Source organism: Neobacillus sp. FSL H8-0543 (assembly GCF_038592905.1).
Taxonomy (GTDB): Bacteria; Bacillota; Bacilli; order Bacillales; family Cytobacillaceae; genus Neobacillus.
Map to the genome: position 1 here is coordinate 2891346 of NZ_CP151943.1, position 20830 is coordinate 2912175.

Annotated in this window: 23 protein-coding genes and 1 pseudogene; 17 read left to right on the top strand and 7 right to left on the bottom strand. The window is 38.3% G+C overall.

The window, feature by feature from the left end; genetic code table 11:
* Positions 1 to 23 precede the first annotated feature (23 nt).
* Both NSS81_RS14235 and NSS81_RS14240 read left to right on the top strand, forming a co-directional pair.
* Positions 24 to 2084, top strand: coding sequence for a sigma-70 family RNA polymerase sigma factor (locus tag NSS81_RS14235; RefSeq protein WP_342429344.1), 2061 nt, complete (start codon positions 24 to 26; stop codon positions 2082 to 2084).
* Positions 2085 to 2241: 157 nt separating this feature from the next.
* Positions 2242 to 3417: a sulfite reductase subunit alpha gene (locus NSS81_RS14240; RefSeq protein ID WP_342429345.1), complete on the top strand. Its 1176-nt coding sequence runs from the start codon at positions 2242 to 2244 to the stop codon at positions 3415 to 3417.
* A 64-nt stretch (positions 3418 to 3481) separates the two neighbouring features.
* Here the strand turns inward: NSS81_RS14240 and NSS81_RS14245 are convergent, their stop codons facing one another.
* The 3 genes from NSS81_RS14245 to NSS81_RS14255 form a co-directional block, all read right to left on the bottom strand.
* Positions 3482 to 3604, bottom strand: coding sequence for an anti-repressor SinI family protein (locus NSS81_RS14245; RefSeq protein ID WP_342429346.1), 123 nt, complete (start codon positions 3602 to 3604; stop codon positions 3482 to 3484).
* A gap of 103 nt (positions 3605 to 3707) precedes the next feature.
* Positions 3708 to 4328, bottom strand: a complete 621-nt coding sequence (locus NSS81_RS14250) for a TetR/AcrR family transcriptional regulator (RefSeq protein ID WP_342429347.1) — start codon at positions 4326 to 4328, stop codon at positions 3708 to 3710.
* 330 nt (positions 4329 to 4658) lie between these two features.
* A complete protein-coding gene (locus NSS81_RS14255) occupies positions 4659 to 5108 on the bottom strand; it encodes a hypothetical protein (RefSeq protein ID WP_342429348.1) in 450 nt (149 codons plus the stop codon).
* A 231-nt stretch (positions 5109 to 5339) separates the two neighbouring features.
* On the opposite strand from NSS81_RS14255, the gene NSS81_RS14260 reads away from it, so the two are divergent.
* Positions 5340 to 6047 (top strand): DUF421 domain-containing protein, encoded by a 708-nt coding sequence (locus tag NSS81_RS14260; RefSeq protein WP_342429349.1) that lies wholly within the window; start codon positions 5340 to 5342, stop codon positions 6045 to 6047.
* 141 nt (positions 6048 to 6188) lie between these two features.
* On the opposite strand, the gene NSS81_RS14265 is transcribed toward NSS81_RS14260, so the two are convergent.
* Positions 6189 to 6527, bottom strand: a complete 339-nt coding sequence (locus NSS81_RS14265; protein WP_342429350.1) for a YmaF family protein — start codon at positions 6525 to 6527, stop codon at positions 6189 to 6191.
* Positions 6528 to 6739: 212 nt separating this feature from the next.
* Here NSS81_RS14265 and NSS81_RS14270 point away from each other — a divergent pair, with 212 nt between their 5' ends.
* The 3 genes from NSS81_RS14270 (at position 6740) to NSS81_RS14280 (ending at position 10123) form a co-directional block, all read left to right on the top strand.
* Positions 6740 to 7096, top strand: coding sequence for a YlbF family regulator (locus NSS81_RS14270; protein WP_342429351.1), 357 nt, complete (start codon positions 6740 to 6742; stop codon positions 7094 to 7096).
* A 109-nt stretch (positions 7097 to 7205) separates the two neighbouring features.
* Positions 7206 to 7430: a hypothetical protein gene (locus tag NSS81_RS14275; protein WP_342429352.1), complete on the top strand. Its 225-nt coding sequence runs from the start codon at positions 7206 to 7208 to the stop codon at positions 7428 to 7430.
* Between the two features lie 371 nt (positions 7431 to 7801).
* Positions 7802 to 10123: a xanthine dehydrogenase family protein molybdopterin-binding subunit gene (locus tag NSS81_RS14280; RefSeq protein ID WP_342429353.1), complete on the top strand. Its 2322-nt coding sequence runs from the start codon at positions 7802 to 7804 to the stop codon at positions 10121 to 10123.
* An 83-nt stretch (positions 10124 to 10206) separates the two neighbouring features.
* On the opposite strand, the gene NSS81_RS14285 is transcribed toward NSS81_RS14280, so the two are convergent.
* On the bottom strand, positions 10207 to 10926 hold the full coding sequence (locus NSS81_RS14285) for a DUF421 domain-containing protein (RefSeq protein ID WP_342429354.1): 720 nt from the start codon (positions 10924 to 10926) through the stop codon (positions 10207 to 10209).
* A 191-nt stretch (positions 10927 to 11117) separates the two neighbouring features.
* On the opposite strand from NSS81_RS14285, the gene NSS81_RS14290 reads away from it, so the two are divergent.
* The 5 genes from NSS81_RS14290 (at position 11118) to NSS81_RS14310 (ending at position 16344) form a co-directional block, all read left to right on the top strand.
* Positions 11118 to 13025, top strand: a complete 1908-nt coding sequence (locus NSS81_RS14290) for a S9 family peptidase (RefSeq protein WP_342429355.1) — start codon at positions 11118 to 11120, stop codon at positions 13023 to 13025.
* 374 nt (positions 13026 to 13399) lie between these two features.
* Positions 13400 to 14248 carry an FAD binding domain-containing protein gene (locus NSS81_RS14295; protein ID WP_342429356.1) on the top strand — a complete coding sequence of 283 codons (849 nt, stop codon included), beginning with the start codon at positions 13400 to 13402 and terminating at the stop codon, positions 14246 to 14248.
* The gene (locus NSS81_RS14300) at positions 14241 to 14714 is read left to right on the top strand and encodes a (2Fe-2S)-binding protein (RefSeq protein WP_342429357.1); all 474 of its coding nucleotides are present in this window, start codon (positions 14241 to 14243) and stop codon (positions 14712 to 14714) included. Before NSS81_RS14295 ends, NSS81_RS14300 begins: the two co-directional genes overlap by 8 nt.
* A 22-nt stretch (positions 14715 to 14736) precedes the next feature.
* Positions 14737 to 15729 (top strand): XdhC/CoxI family protein, encoded by a 993-nt coding sequence (locus NSS81_RS14305; RefSeq protein WP_342429358.1) that lies wholly within the window; start codon positions 14737 to 14739, stop codon positions 15727 to 15729.
* 6 nt (positions 15730 to 15735) lie between these two features.
* On the top strand, positions 15736 to 16344 hold the full coding sequence (locus tag NSS81_RS14310) for a nucleotidyltransferase family protein (protein WP_342429359.1): 609 nt from the start codon (positions 15736 to 15738) through the stop codon (positions 16342 to 16344).
* Positions 16345 to 16454: 110 nt separating this feature from the next.
* On the opposite strand, the pseudogene NSS81_RS14315 reads toward NSS81_RS14310, so the two are convergent.
* A pseudogene (locus NSS81_RS14315) lies at positions 16455 to 16529 on the bottom strand (YjcZ family sporulation protein); the annotation flags it as partial.
* A gap of 289 nt (positions 16530 to 16818) precedes the next feature.
* Here NSS81_RS14315 and NSS81_RS14320 point away from each other — a divergent pair.
* The 6 genes from NSS81_RS14320 to NSS81_RS14345 all read left to right on the top strand — a co-directional run bounded on the left by NSS81_RS14320 (position 16819) and on the right by NSS81_RS14345 (position 19584).
* Positions 16819 to 17085: a spore germination protein gene (locus tag NSS81_RS14320; RefSeq protein ID WP_342429360.1), complete on the top strand. Its 267-nt coding sequence runs from the start codon at positions 16819 to 16821 to the stop codon at positions 17083 to 17085.
* A gap of 19 nt (positions 17086 to 17104) precedes the next feature.
* A complete protein-coding gene (locus tag NSS81_RS14325) occupies positions 17105 to 17347 on the top strand; it encodes a spore germination protein (RefSeq protein ID WP_342429361.1) in 243 nt (80 codons plus the stop codon).
* An 11-nt stretch (positions 17348 to 17358) separates the two neighbouring features.
* Positions 17359 to 17781, top strand: a complete 423-nt coding sequence (locus NSS81_RS14330; protein ID WP_342429362.1) for an Hsp20 family protein — start codon at positions 17359 to 17361, stop codon at positions 17779 to 17781.
* A gap of 246 nt (positions 17782 to 18027) precedes the next feature.
* Positions 18028 to 18423, top strand: coding sequence for a VOC family protein (locus NSS81_RS14335; RefSeq protein WP_342429363.1), 396 nt, complete (start codon positions 18028 to 18030; stop codon positions 18421 to 18423).
* Between the two features lie 24 nt (positions 18424 to 18447).
* Positions 18448 to 18819, top strand: a complete 372-nt coding sequence (locus NSS81_RS14340; RefSeq protein WP_342429364.1) for an MmcQ/YjbR family DNA-binding protein — start codon at positions 18448 to 18450, stop codon at positions 18817 to 18819.
* Positions 18820 to 18876: 57 nt separating this feature from the next.
* Entirely contained in the window at positions 18877 to 19584 is a 708-nt protein-coding gene (locus NSS81_RS14345; protein WP_342429365.1) for a SprT family zinc-dependent metalloprotease, read from the top strand.
* Positions 19585 to 20052: 468 nt separating this feature from the next.
* Here NSS81_RS14345 and NSS81_RS14350 read toward each other — a convergent pair whose 3' ends face one another.
* Positions 20053 to 20829 (bottom strand): response regulator, encoded by a 777-nt coding sequence (locus NSS81_RS14350; protein WP_342429366.1) that lies wholly within the window; start codon positions 20827 to 20829, stop codon positions 20053 to 20055.
* Between the last annotated feature and the right edge of the window lies 1 nt (position 20830).

Genomic DNA, 20830 nt, shown 5'->3' on the forward strand with positions numbered 1-20830 from the left:
TTGTAAAGGAGGGAATCACTTTTATGATCCCAGCAAAAATAGATCCCATTTCAATCACTACGATAAGAGAAAAAGGCGTGGGATCCATCATCGATTGGTTTGAACTGCATAAACAATCTTTCTATTTACTTGGTTGGTCCTATCTTAGGAATCAGCAGCAAATGGAAGAGCTTTTTTATCGGTCCATTTTAAAAGTCCATAAGGAATTGCCACGATTAAAAAGTGAAACATCATTTGAAACGTGGGTTACATTCATTTTCATACATACCTGCCGGGAGCTTTCTAATGATAGGAGTTTACAAGTTTCAGAGGAAAGTGAGCCCCGTCAGGATTTATTTAAAGCGCTTGATCAATTGAATGAGTACGAGAAAGAAGCGATGGTCCTTACATATGTAAAAGGATTCTCTCATGAGGAAGTGGCATATCTTCTCCAATTTTCAGCGGAAAAGATTAAAGAGCTTTTGTTTTCCGGAATCCAATCACTTAGAAAAGAAATGGGGGACGGATCAACCTATAATGGCTGTAAGGAATATCATGAGGTTTACATCGATTACTTAGAAAGAACCCTGGATCGGTCGAAAAAGATTGATTTTGAGAAACATATTTATTACTGTCAGGACTGTCAGGAGGATTTGGCTACTTTTCAGGATGTCATGTTAAATCTAACTGATAGGATGGAAGATTTGCCTATGCCATCTAGTTTCATGGGAAACATCAAAGATAGGCTGGCAGAAAAGGAAACGCACAGACAGCAGAAGAACAAGAAACGTAAAAGTACGGGACTTGCTATTGCTGGTGTATTCGCATTATTAATAGGTTTAGAATTTTTTACTGGAGCGTTTTCCAGCCTCTACTATGCATGGACAGAAGAAGATCCGCAATTGCGTGCTTTTCTTCAACAGGACTTGGGTGAAAGCTTGAACCTGGAAGCGGAAAGTGATGGGGTGAAAATCAAGATCAAGAGTGCGATTGCTGATGATGTTCAGACGCTTATTTTTTATGAAATTGAAGATACAAAAAAAGACAATCAATTTGCGATGGATTATCATGATGGGGTTTTAGTAGAGAATGAACATGAAATCATGAGCAGTGAAACATATCCAAGGTACTATCCTCCTGACCTTGAGTCGGATGTAAATAACGAAAAAAAGAATGTATATCAAGGGAAGATTAGTCTGCTGCCCCTCACAACGGATAATGGGACAATCAAACTGAAGATAACAAAGCTTCATAAATTGTTTCGTGATACCTCTGGCCGGAGTGGTTTTAGAGGTTACGAGAACACGGAATATAATACAGGGGAGTGGAACTTTGAGATCCCTGTAACAAAACAGCCTTCCATCGAATATGCATTGGATAAAAAAACTGAAATCGAGGGAATCCCAGTTCGATTTGATAAACTAACCATTGCTCCAACAGCGACGATTCTGCAATTTGGTATTAATAACGAACAGCCAGGGAAGCGGATAGAGGTTATTAATTTTGACAATCTAGAGGTGAACAATAAAAAAGTGAGAGCTGATTTGTATGGAACCTCTTATCTAGAATCACAGCAAGACGTAAATTGGACTACTTTTGAAACATATTTTGATCCTCTTTTTGGAGCAAAGCCAAAAGAGGTTAACGTTCAATTAGGCTCTATTTATTTAACTTTTCAAGACCAAAAGACCATTGATCTGGATGCTTCTCTTGAATACCCTCAAACCTTTGAATATGCAGGAAGTACAATCTCGATTGACAAGCTAGAAGTTGGACAGCCTGCCCATGTTGTCATCAGTAATCATGAAATTGAGAATCGAGCATATGAGTCTATTCAATTCCACATTGTGGGTGATGATGAAACTGGTTCAATGGAGATGAATTCTGAAGGAGTGCTCGTTGATAAAAACGGGGTGGAATACGATATGAAAGAAACCCCCGTCTCATATGAAGAAATCGAGCAGCCCCGTCATTTCATTACAGTTCAAAGCTTTGAGTTATACAATAACAACACTGGAGAAAAAGTAGTTCCTAAAAAGCTGGAGATTTTTGGATATAATGCAACGAAATATTTGGATGATGTTGTGAAGATTTCATTGAAATAAGACCACGGGGACGGATCTGATGGCTTTTTGGCCCTCAGAGCCGTCCCCGTGGTTGTTATGATTACAATTATTTAGCTATTGTGTGTTAAATCACTTATCTGATATTCTAATAGGTGTTATTTTATTTATATAAAACTAAACTTTTGGAGGTTAAGATATGCAACTTACTTTGGAAAACACAAAAGATACCAAAAGTGACAAACTTCCATTTTCAAGGACTAATCCATTTCAAGCGAAGGTCCTTAAAAATATCAATCTAAATGGTTCAGGGTCTAGTAAGGAAACAAGACATATTGAATTATCATTAAAAGGTTCAGACCTTTCATATAACCCAGGAGACGCACTTGGCATTGTCCCTTCAAATGATCCTGAACTTGTGGCTTCTATCCTTGAAGAAATGCAATGGGATGAGGAAGCAGTTGTATCTGTAGGTAAGCAAGGTGAAATAATGCCTATAAAGGAAGCACTAACAAACTATTGTGAAATTACATTGCTAACAAGGAAGATTTTGCAGCAGGCGGCTGTGCTGACAGAAAACTGTGAGTTACAAAAGCTTGTATTGGCTGAAAATGCAGACCAACTTAAGGAATACTGCTATGGGCGTGATTTGCTTGATATGCTGCGTGCTTTTGGCCCTTGGAAGGCATCTGCACAGGATATCGTTTCATTATTAAGAAAAATGACTCCACGTCTCTATTCGATTGCAAGCAGCATTGCCGCTAATCCTGATGAGGTTCATCTCACCATCGGCGCTGTGCGCTACACGTCTCATGACCGCGCGCGAAAAGGAGTTTGCTCGGTATTATGTGCGGAACGAGCTCAGGAAGGGGATATGCTTCCGGTCTTTGTTCAAGCAAATAAACATTTCCATTTGCCAGAGTCCGAGGATAAAGATATTATCATGGTTGGTCCAGGGACAGGCATTGCACCTTTTCGTTCTTTTATTCAGGAACGTGCAGTGAATAAAGCTGATGGCCGGTCATGGCTGTTTTTTGGCGACCAGCATGAAGCAGAAGATTTCCTTTATCAAAATGAGTTGGAAAACTATCAACAGGATGGGGTATTGACAAGGATTGATACAGCATTCTCCCGTGATACATCTGAAAAAGTATATGTACAGCATAAAATGCTCGAAAACAGCAAGGAATTATTCGAGTGGATTGAGAATGGAGCTTACTTCTACGTTTGTGGGGATAAAGAACGGATGGCAAAGGACGTTAACGAAGCATTAATTACCATGATCGAAAAAGAAGGTACCATGTCTCGAGAAGAAGCCGAAGCGTATCTAAAAGATATGCAGAAGCAAGGGCGTTATCAACGCGATGTGTATTAAAATATAAATTGGTGCCTGCCCCCACTGTATTAATGCTTTATCGCACTGGTGGCAGGCACAAAACTCATGATTGACATATGAATTTTCTAACTTCCTCTAGCGTTAATCCTATCTCCTTCGCAAGCAACATTAGTTCAACCCATTCCGGATCGAGCCTTTCTTCATGTGTCTCTACCTCGGCATACACTTTTCATCATCCCCTCAATCAATTTAAACGTTAAGGCTGCATACGAAAACGACTCATGATGAAGAATATTTTATAACTCTGTTAAATTTCCCCTCAGGTAAAGTCAGGGAAGGTTATGAAAATTATTAGTCGTTTGATTTTGAATGCCATATAAAATAAGGGAGACAATTTCATGTGCTAATGCCTCAGGTTCCTTGTGCCCGGGTAGTAACTTCGTAATGGTAACACGATCGATTATTCCCACTAAACTTTCCGCAACCGTTTCCATATCTACGGCGGTGGTAAAGTAGCCCTCCTGCATTTCAAAAGTCAAATTCTCTCGTATTTGATTAGCTAAACTATTTTTGATTTCTTCTGCCTCTTGGGCAATGTAGAATCCGATTCGTGTCAAATCGGGCTGCTCAACAAAGAAATGGAAAATAGTCGTCAGTCCTTGGGTAATCTTGTTTGCAAGGGAAGAAGAGTGGATACCTGATTCTAGGCGACTACTTTTAGTAAAATCAAACAGTGTGGAGCGGAATAATGTAACCAATTCCGCAAATATGGCTTCCTTACTTTCAAAGTAAAGGTAAAAGCTTGGCTGGCTTAGGTCTGCCTGTTTAACAATGTCACTGATCTTTGTTTCATAATAACCCTTTTGGGCAAACTCTTTGGCAGCAATAGAAAGTAATAAAGCCCGGCTTTGTTCACCGCTAGAGCCCTTTTTTCTCCCTTTTCCGGTCAATAAATTCACAACTCCCAATAATCTACTAATATATTACTTATGAGTATTATAATCTGGTAAATACCTCTAGTCAAGTTGAATACTCTTAAAATTCAGTAATATTAACCTGTTAGTCCGCTAATAGGATAGAAAAAATCGGTGCATTCTTTGGGGTGACTGACCAACAAAGATATTAAAAACCAACTATTATTTTTTAAACTGATGGGTAGTTTTAACTGCGTACTTCCTCACGAGTAAAGAAGAAAATAAATATAAGAATCACTAAAGCGATAATGAAGATATTATTCTCAGCTAATTCTATAGCGGGCAACTTATTTAATGTCATGTTTATCATTCCTTTTCTATATTCCTAAAAAGTCTTGGGTCAAGATCAAAATGTGTTGATATCATTTGACGATAATAGTGTAAACTTTCTCTTACTATTGGAAGTGAGGGCTCGTTTAATGGATCTCCAAAAATTGGGCCGCTGACAATCAACGAAATCCTTCCTGGCCCAACTAAGACACTAATAAGGCGGATTTCATCAATAATTAATAGTATGGAAATAATTACATCGATGATATCAATGATTGTATTGGCTACAGGATACCCCGGTTTGCCTTCTATTCTTTTACCCCCAATAATAGGTCCACTTAATGAAACACTAAACCCACCTGAAGTTACAAAGGCCCCTCTGATTGTAAGCTGTCCAGATAATAATAAAAAGGCAATAGCAAGGTTTATCTCTCGCTGTAATAATGCAATGACATATTCATCTTTTTCAATACTTGTATAATTCAAAGGAAGTTCACCTCTATGTCATCCTATTCAGAAGCGCCCAAAATGACTTTGAGTCCTTACTCTTTTTTAAAAAAATTGCAACGAAAATCCTACTATTCCTCCCACCTTTCGTCATATAGAGATGTCCCCCTCTAAAATAATGAATCCTTTTGTTTAGCCAAAGAGGAAACTCCAAATAATAAGATTAACATGTGATCTAACAGGAGATTTATTGAAGAATGGAGAATGAAGATGGATATGTTTTACCATGCAGTTTTGATATTTGCGGCAGGAATTATTTTTCTAAAGATGACAGGAAAAAAAGCTGTTTCTCAAATGCACACTTTCGACTTACTGTATATCTTTGTTCTTACCAATATAATTAGTACACCCGTGGAAGTTAATCATATTGGAAAAGCAATTGCCTATGGAGGAATCATCGTCCTATTATATAAACTAATTGTCCGTCTATCATTGAATAATAAATTTCGATGGATTTTATATGAAAGTCCTACAGTGTTGATTCGCAATGGGGATATCGATCGAAAGGGATTGAAAAGGGTTCGGATGCCCATGAATGAATTATTGTCACAATTGAGAGTAAAAGGATTTACGGACACGCAAAATATAGCTATCGCCTTAATGGAAGGGACAGGGAACTTAAGTGTAATTCCTAAGTCAGACTATCGGGCAATTCAACCGAATGATTTGAATTTAAATGTAAAGAGAGAGTACCTGCCAATTCCATTGATAATGGACGGGCAGATTATTTATCATAATTTAAAATATCTTCAACTGAATCAAAACTGGTTAATGAATGAGGTTAAAAAAATGGGGGAAGAAGTAGAAAATATAACGTTAGCTACTTTATTAGACAATGGAAAACTCTATATTGATAATAATGAAATGACCAACCATAACCATGATCCTTATTACTATAGTCCAGGGAAAGATAATTAAATGGAGTTTGCTTATAGATCGAAAGAGTTTTTACGGAGTATGGGAACAGTGAAATAAAAGACCTACAGGTAGTAAAAGCCACTAAACAATGTACTATTTAGTGGCTTTTACCATTTTCAGCAAAAAGAGGCTATTTTTTAACTATTTATTACCAGAAGAAGGTTGGTCAACACCTCTTATCCGGTGCCGATGTCCATCGTTTTCTGTCGTGTAAAAGTCATAATAATGAACATGCATGCCGTTTCCTACAGGAATAGCTGGGCCTGAATTGGCACGGTAATGATGGGTGTGTCCATTCTCAAATAGTACATAACCTTCTGTGTAATGAATATGATTCCCATCTTGAGTTTGAATAGGGGGAGAAGTAACATCTAAACATTGATGAACATGTCCGTCAGTTACAGACGTGTAGTCAACAGAACCATGATTATGATGCGGCACAAATCCTGGTGTGAATTCGTCTTTTCCTATTTTTGCCATACTAACACCTCAAATCAAAATGATAAAGTATTAAAAATATCCTCAAAGAAGTTATATGCAAGAAAAAAAAGTTAATTCCTACATAAATTCTCTAAATGTTTTTTAGAATGAATTCCCTTAGGCAGGTATCCATTTCCAAATTGGATACATACACTATTCCTGAAACCCTTGGGTAAATAACACCGAAATTCATGCAGGGAGGAAATGTTAGTATGTCCGCAAAAATATTTGAGGCAGCAATGTATTTTGAAAAGGTTTTTCGTGAAAGCAATGAGTATAAAAGTTTACAAATACTTTGTAATGAACTAAATAAAGACGCACAAGCAATGCAGATTTATAATCAAATGAACCATTTAAATTCGCAATTAGAGCAAAAACAAATGATGGGGCAGGAAATTAGGCAGCAAGAAATTGCGGCGTTACAAAGTATAGAAACAAGTGCCCAGCAAAATGAAAAGATAAAGCGCTTAATGGAAGCAGATTACCGAGTAAATATGCTGATGATGGAATTGAATAAAATTATTTCAAAACCTTTGGAGGAATTGTACGGCCAACTGGTTGAAAAATAAATTTCAGGAAAAACTCCCCAAAAATCTGAAGATAAGTAGGCACTCATCTATTCAACTTATTTCATGGACACATACACTATTTGTGAAATGACTTGAGGAGGAGATAAAAATGGAAAGACAAATCTTTGGGGGCAGTACCATGTATGGAGGTTATCCTGGTTACGGTATGGGATATGGAGGTTATCCTGGTTACAGTATGGGATATGGAGGTTATCCATTCCATCATCACGGATACGGAGGCTATCCATTCCACCATCACGGATACGGAGGTTATCCATTCCATCATCACGGATATGGAGGCTATCCATTCCACCATCACGGATATGGAGGTTAACCATTTCACTATCAGCCATGATTCTTTAATCGTGATGAATTCTTAATTAGTTTATTACGATTGAGAAGGATAAGGTTAATTATGCCTGTTGATTTTCAAATTTCAAATGGAAAAAGAACTTCCTGAGTAATATGGCAAGTCTATAAAACTGGCCGATGCGGTAAGGCGAGTTTGAAAATGATTCGAACTTGTTAGGCTGGAAAATTAAAAATAAATGTAAAATAGACAAAAAATAGCTCAGGCTTACTGGGCTATTTTTAATTCCTGAATAGAGGTTGTTTAAATAATGAAATAATCCCACTCAAGAAATCTATGATTAAAATATAGTACCATTCATATATTGTACCGTAGACAAATGCGGAGGTGAATGAGTGAATATCATTGGGAAAAGTGTCATTCGTAAAGATGCCTTTGAAAAAGTTACTGGAAGGGCAAAGTATACGGCCGATGAATTAGCCGGCCCTTCGCTGCATGCAAAAATGGTCACAAGCCCATATGGACATGCCAAAATTGTTTCCATTGATGTGACAGAAGCAAATAAAATACCAGGAGTCAGAGCGATTCTATTAGGAAGTCATGATTTACCGCTTACAGGCGAGGAAATTAGAGATCGTCCACCACTTGCTGTCGACAGAGTTCGATATCACGGAGAACCTGTTGCTCTTGTTGTAGCTGATACTCCGGTCATTGCGAAAAAGGCTGCTGATGTGATTATTGTACAGTATGAGCTTCTAGCAGTTGTGAATTCACCGACAGAGGCTCTGAAGCCGGATGCACCACTCCTTCATGAAAACCTAGTTTCCTATGAAAAAATAGGTACTGCTTATCCCGTGCCTCACTCCAATATTTCGAATGTAACGAAGATCCGTAAAGGGAACAAAGAGAAAGGGTGGTCGATGAGTGATGTGGTGGTTGAGGGATCTTACCGTTTTTCCCCTTCGGATCACGCTGCAATAGAAACGAGAAGCGCAACAGCAGAAATAGATTCGGAAGGTTATGTTCATGTCACAACATCCTCACAGGCTCCATTTATGGTTAAAAGACTGCTCAGTATTTATTTTCAAATAGATAGTGGGAAAATTGTGGTGGAAACGCCTTTTGTTGGTGGCGCATATGGGGGGAAGGCACCCATTCAATGGGAGGTTTTGGCGTACCTTGCATCGAGAGCAGTAGGGGGAAGACGGGTGAAAATAGTTTATACAAGAGAAGAAGATTTACTGACAGCTCCTTGTCACATCGGTCTAGAGGCAAAGGTGAAACTCGGTAGTACTGCCGATGGAATGATCAAGGCCGCTGAAATCTTGTACTTGTTCGACGGTGGTGCCTATTCAGATAAGGCCATCGATGTCAGCCGGGCAGGCGGGGTTGATTGTACAGGTCCCTATAACATTGAAAATGTTTGGTGTGATTCTCTATGCGTCTATACGAACCATCCTTATAGCGGTCCTTTTCGGGGATTCGGCCATTCTGAAGTATTGTTTGCATTTGAACGGACGATGGATATGCTGGCAGACAAGCTGGGGATGAATCGGCTTGATTTACGGAAAAGGAACGCGATTCTTCCAGGACATACAACGCCAACACAAGTTTTGCTGAACAAAAGTAATGTGGGCAATTTACCAGCTTGTATTGAGCGATTAAAGGAAATGGTCCACTGGGAGCAAGGGCAAATTCAAGTAATCGATGAAAGAAGAGTAAGGGTAAAAGGAATAGCCTGCAGCTGGAAAACCTCTACGATTGATCCTGACGCAAGTTCGGGTGTGATCCTGACGTTTAATCCGGACGGAAGTGTTAATTTAATCTCAGGCGTGGTTGAAATCGGCACAGGGACGAAGACAGTACTTGCGCAAATCCTTGCACAACGCTTAAAAATAGGGATTGATAAAGTCCATGTGAAAATGAAAATTCAGACGCAAACGACCCCTGAACATTGGAAAACCGTGGCCAGCCGCGGCACGTTTATGGCCGGAAGAGCAGCATTGGAAGCGGCAGATGATGTCATAAGCCAGATTAAAACAATCGCGGCTTGTGTTCTCAGAGTGTCAACAGAAGACCTCGAGGTAGCTTACGAACGGGTATTTTTAAGAGATGATCCCAAAATCGGACTGGATTTGAAAGAGATTGTTTATGGTTATAAGTTTCCAAACGGAAACTCCATTGGCGGCCAAATTATCGGTCATGGAAATTATATATTAAGACGGATGACTTCGTTAGACCCGGAAACAGGAGCGGGACAGCCGGGACCAGAATGGACAGTTGCCGCTCATTGTGTGGAGGTAGAGTATGACAAAAGAGACTTTACTTATAAGCTCATTCAGGCTGTAACAGTGGTTGATATTGGGACTGTTTTAAATCTAATGACAGCACGCGGCCAGGTAATGGGTGCCATGAGTATGGGATTAGCCTTTGCCGGAAGAGAAACTTTCATTTTTGATGAACAGGGAAGAGTGCTGAATCCGCAATTACGCACCTACCGGCCGATTCATTATGGAGAAAACCCGCATTATATGGTTGATTTTGTGACAACTCCACAAATAGATGCGCCATATGGAGCAAGAGGTGTCGGAGAACATGGGTTGTTAGGAATTCCAGCTGCTCTTGCCAACTGTTTAAGTATCGCTGCTGGCGTTGAGTTGAATGAACTTCCGCTGACCCCCGAATTGATATGGAGATATAAAGGGGCGAAGGCTTAATCTTTATAGCTGTATAAGGAACTAAGGTTCCCCAACGGAAAAATATCATGCGTAATCTAATCTGAAATTAGAGTTTATATGACTTATTCCATATCTGTTGGGGAAGTTAAACCATCAGCAAAAAGATCCACAAACAATGAACCATTAGAAGAAATCACGGCGTATTGAATATCCTTCATTTGAAGTTTTCTTTGCTTCAATTGTTGATCAAGCCATTGATTGGAAAATGGCTCATGAAAATTTTTGTCGATGGCAACTCCATCCATAATCAGTTCAATCGGGAGGATACGATTTGATTGAATATTTGCTGGAAAGACATCCTTTTTGACGAGAGGCTGATACCTTTCCTTTTTAAGTACGGACAACTTGCCACTTACTTCTAAAACGGCGTACTCCACCTCTGCAATATCAAAGATTCCCTGCTGCCGCAACTGTTGATTCAAATCATCCAACGTATACCTTATTTTTTTCATATTGGAATCTAAGATTTTTCCCTGCTCCATAATAATGGACGGCCGACCTGATAACCACTTTCTTAGAATTCTGCTACGGGAAGAAAGGAGTGAAAATATAAAATAAATACATATTAGTGACAGGAAAGCGGCTAACATAGTGAAAAAGTTAAGTTTATAATCAAAACCCATATTGGCAATAAAGGAACCTATAGTAATCGATAAGGCAAAATTATAATAATTACGATTACCATTCACTTGCTTACCAAGCCATAAGGTAACAATCATTAGAATTGAATAAGAAACGATTGTACGCAAAATCGATATCCAAAGATGATCCAATATTCTCACTCCTCCTTAATCTTTTATGGAGTTCTAATTGTAAAAAGGATTTTTTCTAAGTTATCTTTAATCATTATAAACCGTTCTTCCTGAAACAATACTTTCAATTGACACCTGTTGCTGTGTTTAAAAAATAGGTAAAGGTATTAACTGAGAAAAGCAAGTATGAAATGATTTCTGCAAAAATATATTGAATTAGTATGCGAGATTCATTTGATACACCTGATGTCAACGAAGCTGTGCTAATCAAACACACTCATGTTTCTTATCAAATGGAAAGGCAAGGTGTTAAAATAATGGGTTCAACCAAATTGGGTAATTATGTAAATATCCGTAGTATTAAATCTTTTGAATATGAACCACATGGGAAAAGAATCAGTTTTGTTTCTGATTGGAAAGGATCGCCGCAGATTTGGGAATACGATCAAAAAGGCAGCCGAATGGCACAAACTTCCTTTATGCTAGAAGGAATTACTTTTATTAAATATGTGGATGTGACTTCAGATTTAATTATTGGAATGGATGAATCCGGAAATGAAAGGGTACAATTGTACTTATTGAAGAAGACTTGTGAATTAATTCCTTTAACCAATTCTCCGCAGTACGTTCATTTGTATGGAGGCAGTTCTCCCGATGGAAAATGGATAGCCTGGTCCAGTAACAGGCGAAAACCGGCCTTTTTTGATATTTATTTACAGAATCTTGAGACATTGGAAATTTACCTTGTTTTTGCTTATGACGGGCATTATACGGTTGAAAAATGGTTTCCTGATGGGAAATCATTATTGGTCAGTAGAACAAACTCTCCCCTTGATAATGATTTGGGCGTTTTATCCCTTTTAACAGGCGAGATGAACTGGATAACTGAACATTCAGGAGAAGCTGGTTTTAAGAATGTCCATTTTAATCAAAATGGGGATCATTTATACCTATTATCAAATAAAGACCAGGAATTTTATGGTCTCGCTTGCATAGATTTGCTAACGAATCAGTTCACCTGGCGGGAACAGGGCAATTGGGACTTTGAAGGATTGGCCATGAATAAACAAAAAAATTTGTTAGCTTTTACCATCAACGAGGCCGGGATATCCAAAGGTTATTTGCTGGACTTAAGGATTAGTACTCTTAATACATGGGAGATACCAATGGGAGTGATCAAAAATCTTAGATTTTCACCAGATGGTGAAAGGCTGCTCTTTTTATTGAACGGGCCTGCTCATCCACCTGGTATTTGGGAACTGAATCTTTATACTCTTAAGGCTGATACGCATTTATCCTTTTCGGAACTTCCCTTTCTTGAAAACATATTAGTGGAGCCGGTCCCCATTTATTATCGCTCCTTTGATAACCTGCTCATCCATTCATTCTACTATAAGCCGAAAGATGCAGGAAAGAAGTTTCCAGTAGTCATCTATATTCACGGCGGTCCAGAAAGTCAAAGCCGTGCTGTTTTTAATCCTCTATTGCAATATTTACTAAACACCGGGTATGCCGTATTAACGCCAAATGTCCGAGGTAGTACCGGATTTGGAAAAACGTATTCCCATCTTGATGATGTTCGGAATCGGATGGATGCGGTGAAAGATCTGATTTTTTTAGTAGATTGGCTTAAACGAGAAACGAATGTCGATCCTGACAGGGTAGCGGTTATGGGCGGAAGCTATGGAGGATTTATGGTGCTTTCTGCCATCAGCCACTATCCTCAACTGTGGGCAGCAGCTGTGGATTTTGTAGGGATGTCAAGCCTTCGTTCGTTTCTGAAAACAACAAGTCCTTGGCGGAAAAAGAACAGAGAGAAAGAATATGGAACGGTTGAAAAAGATGGGGAATTTTTTGATCAAATTGATCCATTACATTATGCCGATCATATAACATCTCCACTTTTGGTCGTCCATGGAGTCAACGACCCGCGAGTACCCATTCAAGAATCCCAACAGATGGTAAAGAAATTAATGAAACGAAACCATCCCGTTACATTTATTCGCATTGAAGGTGAGGGACATACATTAGAAAAAGAAAAAAATAAGTTATTTGTCTATTCGAGTGTAGCTGATTTCCTTGACAAATATATGGACCGAATAGATTCCCTGAACCCAAGAAGGACATGATTAAAATAATAGGGCATGACATGGGCAATATATGCGAAAACAAGCATAACTGTGCAAATATTGATTCTTCTTTCCATATCGCTCACATACAATAAGGGTGTAATGACATAAGGAAGGCAACAAAAATGGAACAACCAATTTAGATGAAAGAAGTATGGGCTATGGAGCATACCCTGGTTATGGAACAGGCCATTCCATCAACAACAGTATGGATACCCGACGATGAATTTTAACCCAAAATAATAAAAAAGAACTTGTGATAATAATTTTTCAAAAAAGAAGCTCAGTCTGTGAACTGAGCTCTTTTGCTTCCTCATTCAAAAAGAGTAATAAACAATGAATAATGAATGGTTTGATGGAAAGGAGGCGTTACTTTGATTTCTTATGATTTTGAGTATTATCTTCCATCATCGATAAAGGAAGCCGTCCATTTATTCGAAGAATTAAATGGGAAAGGAAAGGAACCCATTTATTTTTCGGGTGGCACCGAAATCATCACGCTTGGAAGATTAAATACTGTAAAGACCGGAGCTGTAATAGATATTAAGCAGATACCGGAATGCCGGATATTTGATCTTCAACAGGAGTATTTAGTAACAGGAGCAGCTAATACCTTAACGAATATTGAAGAGGTTAATCTGTTTCCATTACTAAGTAAAACAGTTAGTGAAATTGCTGATCGAACGGCTAGGAATAAAATTACAGCAGGTGGTAATATTTGCGGTCAAATTTTTTATCGAGAAGCTGTTCTGCCTTTTCTTTTAACAGACAGTCTTATGGTGATTGCTGGCAGCAAGGGGATAAAGACTGTTTCGATAAAAGAAGTCTTTAATCAGAGGCTGTTATTAGAACGCGACGAACTCCTTGTTCAAGTTAAAACGAACCAAAGTTATCTCAATCTCCCATTTGCCAGTATTAAAAAAAGAAGACAATGGAATACAGGCTATCCTCTCATTACTGTTGCCGCTTTAAAAGTCAATGGGCTAATTCGAATAGCGATAAGTGGACTGACAGCTTATCCTTTCCGTTCTCCGCAAATGGAGGAGAGGCTTAATGAACGAGGGCCTTCACTGAATCAAAGAATTGACCAGGCTGTCCATGAATTAAAGGTACCGCCCTTGGATGATTCAGAAGGTTCTTTTCGATATCGAATGTTCGTATTAAAAAATACACTCCACGATGTGTTAAGCCAATTAGAAGGAGAGGAGCAAAATCATGGCTGACCCCTTAAGAGTAAGTGCTATACTTCTGATAAATGGAGAAGAGAAGAGAGTTACATTCCGTTATGCTGATATTCTTTTAGATGTTTTACGCTATCAATTGGGCCTAACAGGTGCAAAGCCTGGGTGCCTGAATGGGGATTGCGGAGCTTGTACAGTCAATATAGATGGGATTGCTCAAAAGTCGTGCTTGACTTTAGCGGTTGAAGCCATTGGCAAGGATATACTTACTATTGAAGGGCTGAATGCCCCAATCCAAGGGGCATTTGTTGATCACTTTGCCTTTCAATGCGGATATTGCACACCAGGTTTCATCATGAACTGCCATTCATTACTAAAGCATCGTAAAAATCCTTCTAATCAAGAAATTACGAAATGGCTGGAGTCCAATATCTGTCGCTGTACGGGGTATATGGAGATAGAAACCGCTGTGAAATCAGCGCTCCATTTAGTAAAGGACTATGAATGATACAGGAAGGTGACGAGGAATTTTGAAGGAATATCTTCGAGTGATTGTAGAAGCAGCCAAGGCAGAAGAGTCTAGTGTTATGGCCACTATCATTCATGTAGAAGGTTCTGCTTATCTAAAAGAAGGAACCACTATGTTATTTTTAGAAAATGACACAACGGTTGGTTTTATTAGTCCGGGTTGTCTGGAAGAGGATTTAAGATTTCATGTAAAAGAAGTGTTAGCTTTAGGAAGCAGCCGATCCGTTGTATATGATTTAAGTGCCCAGGACGATTTTACATGGGGACAGGGAATGGGCTGTAATGGTAAATTGTATATTTTACTTGAATATATGGATGAGGAGTTGAAAGGGAATTTAAGGAAGGTGCAGCTCTATTTACAGCATGGTATTGATGTTCTTCATGTAAAAAAATTAACCTCTGATTTTTCCGTTGTTGCCTCAGCGTACATAGCTAAAACCGGACAACTTTTTGGACAAATGGATCAAGATATCTCAAATAATCCAGATTGGAATCTTCCAACAGGTACAAATTTATCTCATTTAATTTACAGTCAAGTCTATTCTCCCCAAAATAAACTAATCATTTTTGGTGCAGGAGCAGATGCGCGTCCTTTAGCAAATTTTGCTGCTGAAATGGGAATTGCGGTAACCGTTTGTGATTGGCGTGAGTCACTCTGCAATAAAACCTATTTCCCGACAGCAGAACAATGCGTTCTTGGGTTTCCACATGAAATTTTCCAAAAAATATCAATTCGTCGGAATGACTTTGTTGTCTTAATGACACACCATTTCAAAAGGGATCAAGAAATCCTTGCCTACATAAAAGAACAGAGGCCAGGTTATTTTGGGATATTAGGATCACAGGAAAGAACAAAAAGGATGTTCCAGCAAAACCAGATTCCGTCCTGGGTATCAGCACCAGTTGGCTTGCCAATTGGTGCAGTAGGGCCAGGTGAAATAGCAATCAGTATTGTGGCGGAAATCATTGCAGTAATGAGGCAGGGAGAGAGGTAATCAAGGATGAAGGTGCTTGGAATTTACCTTGCAGCTGGGGATAGCAGGCGAATGGGTACGAATAAGTTATTAATGGATATACGGGGTATTCCATTAGGATCATTAGCTTTAAAAGCAGCGTTAGAATCCTCCATTCAACAAGTATTGGTTATCACCAAAAGAGATGATAGGCTTTCATGGATTACTCCTCATCTCTTTCTAAGCAATTATTGTGAAAAATGGACTCCTGTTCAATTGAAGAAAAGCAATCAGGGGCAGGCTTATTCCATCATAAGCGGCTTAAATGTGGCCTTAGACTTGCGTGCAGATGCTGTCCTTTTACAGTTGGCGGACCAACCATTTGTAACCACTACCCTCATCAATTTTCTAATTAGAGCTTTTAGAAGGGATCCCTCCCAATCATTCTTTGCCTGCAAATACCAGGGGGTACTCAGGCCGCCTGTTCTATTTACAAAAAAAATTTTTCCAAGATTAATGGGTCTTCAAGGCGATAAGGGTGCGAGAAATTTGCTGAATGGCGAATTCAAAGAGAAAGGTAAAGTATTTGATTTTGATAATGGGGATTATTTCTTGGATGTAGATACAATGGATGACTATTTAAAATTGAAACCATGAAGCAGAGGTTTGTCCTTATATTATTAATCATCATCAGTACTAATACTTATACATGATTAAACAGGCCACTTGGGAGTAGCCTGTTTAGTCTATTGTTTTAAATTCCAGTTTTAATAACAAAAACTTGCCCCAATAATAATAAGAAGAATAAATAAAACAACGATTAGGGCAAATCCCCCTCTAAAACCATAACCGCCATAGCCGTAACCATATCCTCCACCACAATACCCGCCATATCCAAACATAATATCCCTCCTTTAGTATTAGTTATGTATATGAAATGCTGTTCAATTAAGATGGGGCTACTGCCTATTTAATTAAAAAATTCATATTATAGCCTTCAGACTATACCATTCCTTTTTAAAACCAATCTTAATACATTTTATATTTCAGACACTAAGGAACAAATAGGCAGTGTAGAGCATATGGTGAAGAAAAGATACGATACGATATAGGATAGAAAGGTGTTAAAAAATGCCATCAGTTGTTATCAATTTACATTATTTAAAAATCAATAGTATTTCTGGTAATGGCTCAATCACGATAGGGGAGGCATCTTATAATAGTCCAACAGCCTATAGCAAATCCCAAGGAATCAATTCATCCTATGGTGATACATCACCTACAGAAGCAATCATGGAAAATATATTAATTGATCCTGATGTGAACGATCAAACAAATATTGGAAATGCCGATAACGCTTATATGAATACACCTGTCCCACCCCTACCGCTAATTTAGATAAAAGGAGTTATTTGACATGCCATATCAGATCAATATTTTAAGTATAAAAGTAAATGGAGCTAATCAAAATGGGAATATAGATATTGGACCTACTGTGCATAACAGTCATACGGCGAATAGTAAATTTGTTGGAGCTAATATTTCATTGGGTGATTTTTCACCAACATCTGCTGTTTTAACTTCAGGGAGTTTTGATCCAGATATTAGTGATCAGGATCAAATAGCGAATCCTTCTATGCCTATTGCCAACCAAGTATAAGGAGCAGGATAATGGACATAGAGAAAATGAAAAAGTGGTTGGAAATAACGAATGAATACAAAAAAACAGATTTTTGGACTCGTGTACTTGAAGAGAAATATTCTGATAAAATCTTGGAAAAAAATATGTACCAACCAAAATTCGATATGTATCAAAATGAATACTATACTTTTATTATTTTTGAAATACCAGGTGTAAATCGTGAGGATCTTTCCCTTCACCTAATCTCATATACACAATTAAAAGTAAGTGGAATCATTCACCCTATTTTAACACTTGAAAAAGAAATCAAAAGGGAAAGAATATTTGGCGAATTTGAGCGAATTATAGATCTTCCAGAAGCAACACACGCGCAGCTCTTGCATATTCAAATGAATGATGGTTTACTTCAAATCTCATACCCTCGAAATGTTGAGCCTGTCAATTTTACTTGAAATAGAGCACGAATTAGTGGCAATAAGAATCATCTCTATATAATGGTGATGAAATCCGCAAACTAGGAAAAAGCAGCCTTCAAGCAAGGCTGCTTATTTTAGGGTCAGTCATCCTGCAGAGTAAAGCATTACTGTACCGTGGGACTTAAGCAATCTTGGTAATTTATACTATTAAAATTGAATAAGCCTCCATATTTAACCTATAATGAGAAGTATAATAATTCTCGCAATCTTAAGGAGGAAATCATGGGAAGATTAGTTCATTTTGAAATTCATGTGAGTGATATGGAACGGGCAAAGAAGTTTTATGGGGAGGTATTCGGATGGTCATTTCAAGATTATAGTGAATATGCAGGAATGCCTTACTTTGGAGCAGTAACTGGCAATGAGAATGAACCAGGGATCAATGGTGCTTTGATGCAGCGTCAAGGTGCTTCGCCTGAAGCAAATCAAGCTTTAAATGGATTTGCTTGTACAATGGGAGTGGAAGATTACGATTTAACGGAAGCTAAAATTATTGAGAATGGCGGCAAGGTCGCATTGCCCAAATATGCCCTGCCTGGAATGGCTTGGCAAGGATACTATATTGATACGGAAGGCAATATAATCGGAATTCATCAACCCGATGAGAATGCAAAATAGAATCGAAGTTAGGTAAATAAATATATGAATTCACAAAACACTGTAGGCATGCTTGAAAATGTCCGCAATATCTGTCTTGCACTGCCTGAGGCTGTTGAGATTATCGATGGTTTTGGTCACAATACCTTTAAAATCAATGGAAAATCATTCGTGATATCAGGTGAAAGTGAGAAGGGATTCAGCCTGTCATTCAAGTCAGACCGGGAAACACAAGAATTATTGCTACAGAAAGAGCATTTTTTCAAAACCCGATATATCGGGCATCACGGCTGGGTATCTATCCAAAATCCGGCTGAGAAAGACTGGGATGAATTGACCGACCTTATTCAAGAAGCCTATTTACGTGCAGCACCGAAACGTATCGTTAAGAAATGGAATGAGTTACATAAAGAGTGAAGAAGGGCGGAATAATCCGTCTTTCTTTATTTATCAATAAAACCAACAGGTGATGAAATGATACATACCTACTCAGGTGAGACAATCCAGTTTGATATAATATACAAAAAGCGGCCATCCATTGCAATTTACATAGACAGCTATGGAAACGTTGAAGTCCAGGCGCCAAAAGGGACGCCAGATGAATCAGTACTAAAACTTTTAGAGGACAAATGGGATTTGATTCAGCAGAAATCAAAAGAGAAGAAGGATAGATTGCTTGGCCCACAGAAAAAGAACTATAATCGTGGTGAAAGCTTTCTATATTTAGGAAACAACTATCCAATTGAAATCTATAAAGATATAAATATCACGCAAGATTGTGTAGTGTTTGCAGAAGGAAAGCTACATGTACATGTAAAACAGCTTGAAGATGAGAAAATACAACAAGCTTTTAAACGTTTTTATTACCAGAAGTGTAAGACTTTAGTAGAGAGGAGTATCGCCTCCTATCAAAGTAACTTTAAAACAAAACCACGGTCTATCCGTATTACTGATAGTAAAACTACCTGGGGGACCTGTGATTCAAGACTGCAGTTAACCTTTAATTGGAGATTGGCTATGGCACCGCAAAGGGTGATTGAATACGTAGTGGTTCATGAAATGTCCCATATGGTCCATCTGAATCATGATCGCTCTTTCTGGCGTCTTGTTGGAAAAATAATGCCCGATTATAAGGAACATGAAAACTGGTTAGCACAATCAAGCTGGAAGATGACGGTTTAAATTTCTATCAAGAAAGCTGAGGACCTCAAGGGGCACTTTTCACTCTTTATTACATAGCCGCCTCCCGACAAACTTCGCTCCTTCTAAATAGATAAAATCCCAGTATAACAGTAAAAGAAGCAAATCCAATCAAACGTTTGATTAACACAAAATTCCCTAATTAAACGTTTGATTGGGTGGGCAAAAAGCCTTTTGTTAAATGAACTCAAGCTATTTTATTTGATAAATTCCTGTCGAAGATTGATCTCAATCTTTGACATCTATCACCAATATTAATTAATAAAAACTAGTAATCTACACAAATTGGCAGGTTTTGATGCTAATTAAACGTTTAATTAAAACCATACAATCCACCCGTAAATAAAAGGTTTCCATGATTAAATTAGGTCGAAACATGTCGCCCCAATTTAGGCAGTAAGGCAAGGGAACAGTCCCCATATTCCAAGAATAAAAATAATTAATACATTATTAAAAGTCAGGGCAATTCTGGGGAGTGCCTTTGACTCTTCGATACGTTTGCGGAGTCATATTCATTTTTGCACAAAAGACCCTGTTAAAATAAGAAGGATCTGAGAAGCCGCATTCATAAGAGATCCGGTATGCTTGATAATTGGTTATTTCCAACAATCTGCAGGCATATTTTATTCTCAGTTGATTAATATATTCTGTAAATGGGACACCCATTTCCTTTTTAAACATGTGGCTGTAATACTTGGGATTTACATATACCTTGGATGCAACCGTTTCTAATGTTAATTTTTCCTTGAAATGCTCATTAATAAATTTTACCGATTCTTCGATGAAGAATTGTCGGTCTTCCTTGGTATCGATGCTCATTTCTTTAGGTTTTTCCTCGACAAGCGAATAATCGCTGGTTGCCGATTTCAACATAGTCTGAAAGATTTCTTTTAAGACATTTGGTTTTACAGGCTTTAAAAGGTATTCGAAAACCTTAAGACTAACGGCTTTTTGTGCGTAAGAAAATTCAGAGTATGCAGACATAATGGTGATACAAGAGTTGGGCAGGAATTTCCTGATTTCCTGAATGGCCGATAGACCATCCATTTCTGGAATCATTATATCCATGAAAATGATATTTGGTTTATATTGCTTCGCAAGTTGGATGGCTTGAACTCCGTTTTCGCAGGTTACTAACTTATCCTCGGGAAGTAGCATGTCTTGGACAAGTATTGTGAGGAACTCTAGTTCAAGAATTTCATCTTCCGCAATTAAGACGATATTCATA

What these genes read in the sequence shown, in the direction of transcription:
- NSS81_RS14235 (WP_342429344.1), top strand. Translation starts at nt 24, where the DNA reads ATGATCCCAGCAAAAATAGATCCCATTTCAATCACTACGATAAGAGAA.
- NSS81_RS14240 (WP_342429345.1), top strand. Translation starts at nt 2,242, where the DNA reads ATGCAACTTACTTTGGAAAACACAAAAGATACCAAAAGTGACAAACTT.
- NSS81_RS14260 (WP_342429349.1), top strand. Translation starts at nt 5,340, where the DNA reads ATGGATATGTTTTACCATGCAGTTTTGATATTTGCGGCAGGAATTATT.
- NSS81_RS14265 (WP_342429350.1), bottom strand. Translation starts at nt 6,527, where the DNA reads ATGGCAAAAATAGGAAAAGACGAATTCACACCAGGATTTGTGCCGCAT.
- NSS81_RS14270 (WP_342429351.1), top strand. Translation starts at nt 6,740, where the DNA reads ATGTCCGCAAAAATATTTGAGGCAGCAATGTATTTTGAAAAGGTTTTT.
- NSS81_RS14275 (WP_342429352.1), top strand. Translation starts at nt 7,206, where the DNA reads ATGGAAAGACAAATCTTTGGGGGCAGTACCATGTATGGAGGTTATCCT.
- NSS81_RS14290 (WP_342429355.1), top strand. Translation starts at nt 11,118, where the DNA reads ATGCGAGATTCATTTGATACACCTGATGTCAACGAAGCTGTGCTAATC.
- NSS81_RS14300 (WP_342429357.1), top strand. Translation starts at nt 14,241, where the DNA reads ATGGCTGACCCCTTAAGAGTAAGTGCTATACTTCTGATAAATGGAGAA.
- NSS81_RS14310 (WP_342429359.1), top strand. Translation starts at nt 15,736, where the DNA reads ATGAAGGTGCTTGGAATTTACCTTGCAGCTGGGGATAGCAGGCGAATG.
- NSS81_RS14320 (WP_342429360.1), top strand. Translation starts at nt 16,819, where the DNA reads ATGCCATCAGTTGTTATCAATTTACATTATTTAAAAATCAATAGTATT.
- NSS81_RS14325 (WP_342429361.1), top strand. Translation starts at nt 17,105, where the DNA reads ATGCCATATCAGATCAATATTTTAAGTATAAAAGTAAATGGAGCTAAT.
- NSS81_RS14330 (WP_342429362.1), top strand. Translation starts at nt 17,359, where the DNA reads ATGGACATAGAGAAAATGAAAAAGTGGTTGGAAATAACGAATGAATAC.
- NSS81_RS14335 (WP_342429363.1), top strand. Translation starts at nt 18,028, where the DNA reads ATGGGAAGATTAGTTCATTTTGAAATTCATGTGAGTGATATGGAACGG.
- NSS81_RS14340 (WP_342429364.1), top strand. Translation starts at nt 18,448, where the DNA reads ATGAATTCACAAAACACTGTAGGCATGCTTGAAAATGTCCGCAATATC.
- NSS81_RS14345 (WP_342429365.1), top strand. Translation starts at nt 18,877, where the DNA reads ATGATACATACCTACTCAGGTGAGACAATCCAGTTTGATATAATATAC.
- NSS81_RS14350 (WP_342429366.1), bottom strand. Translation starts at nt 20,829, where the DNA reads ATGAATATCGTCTTAATTGCGGAAGATGAAATTCTTGAACTAGAGTTC.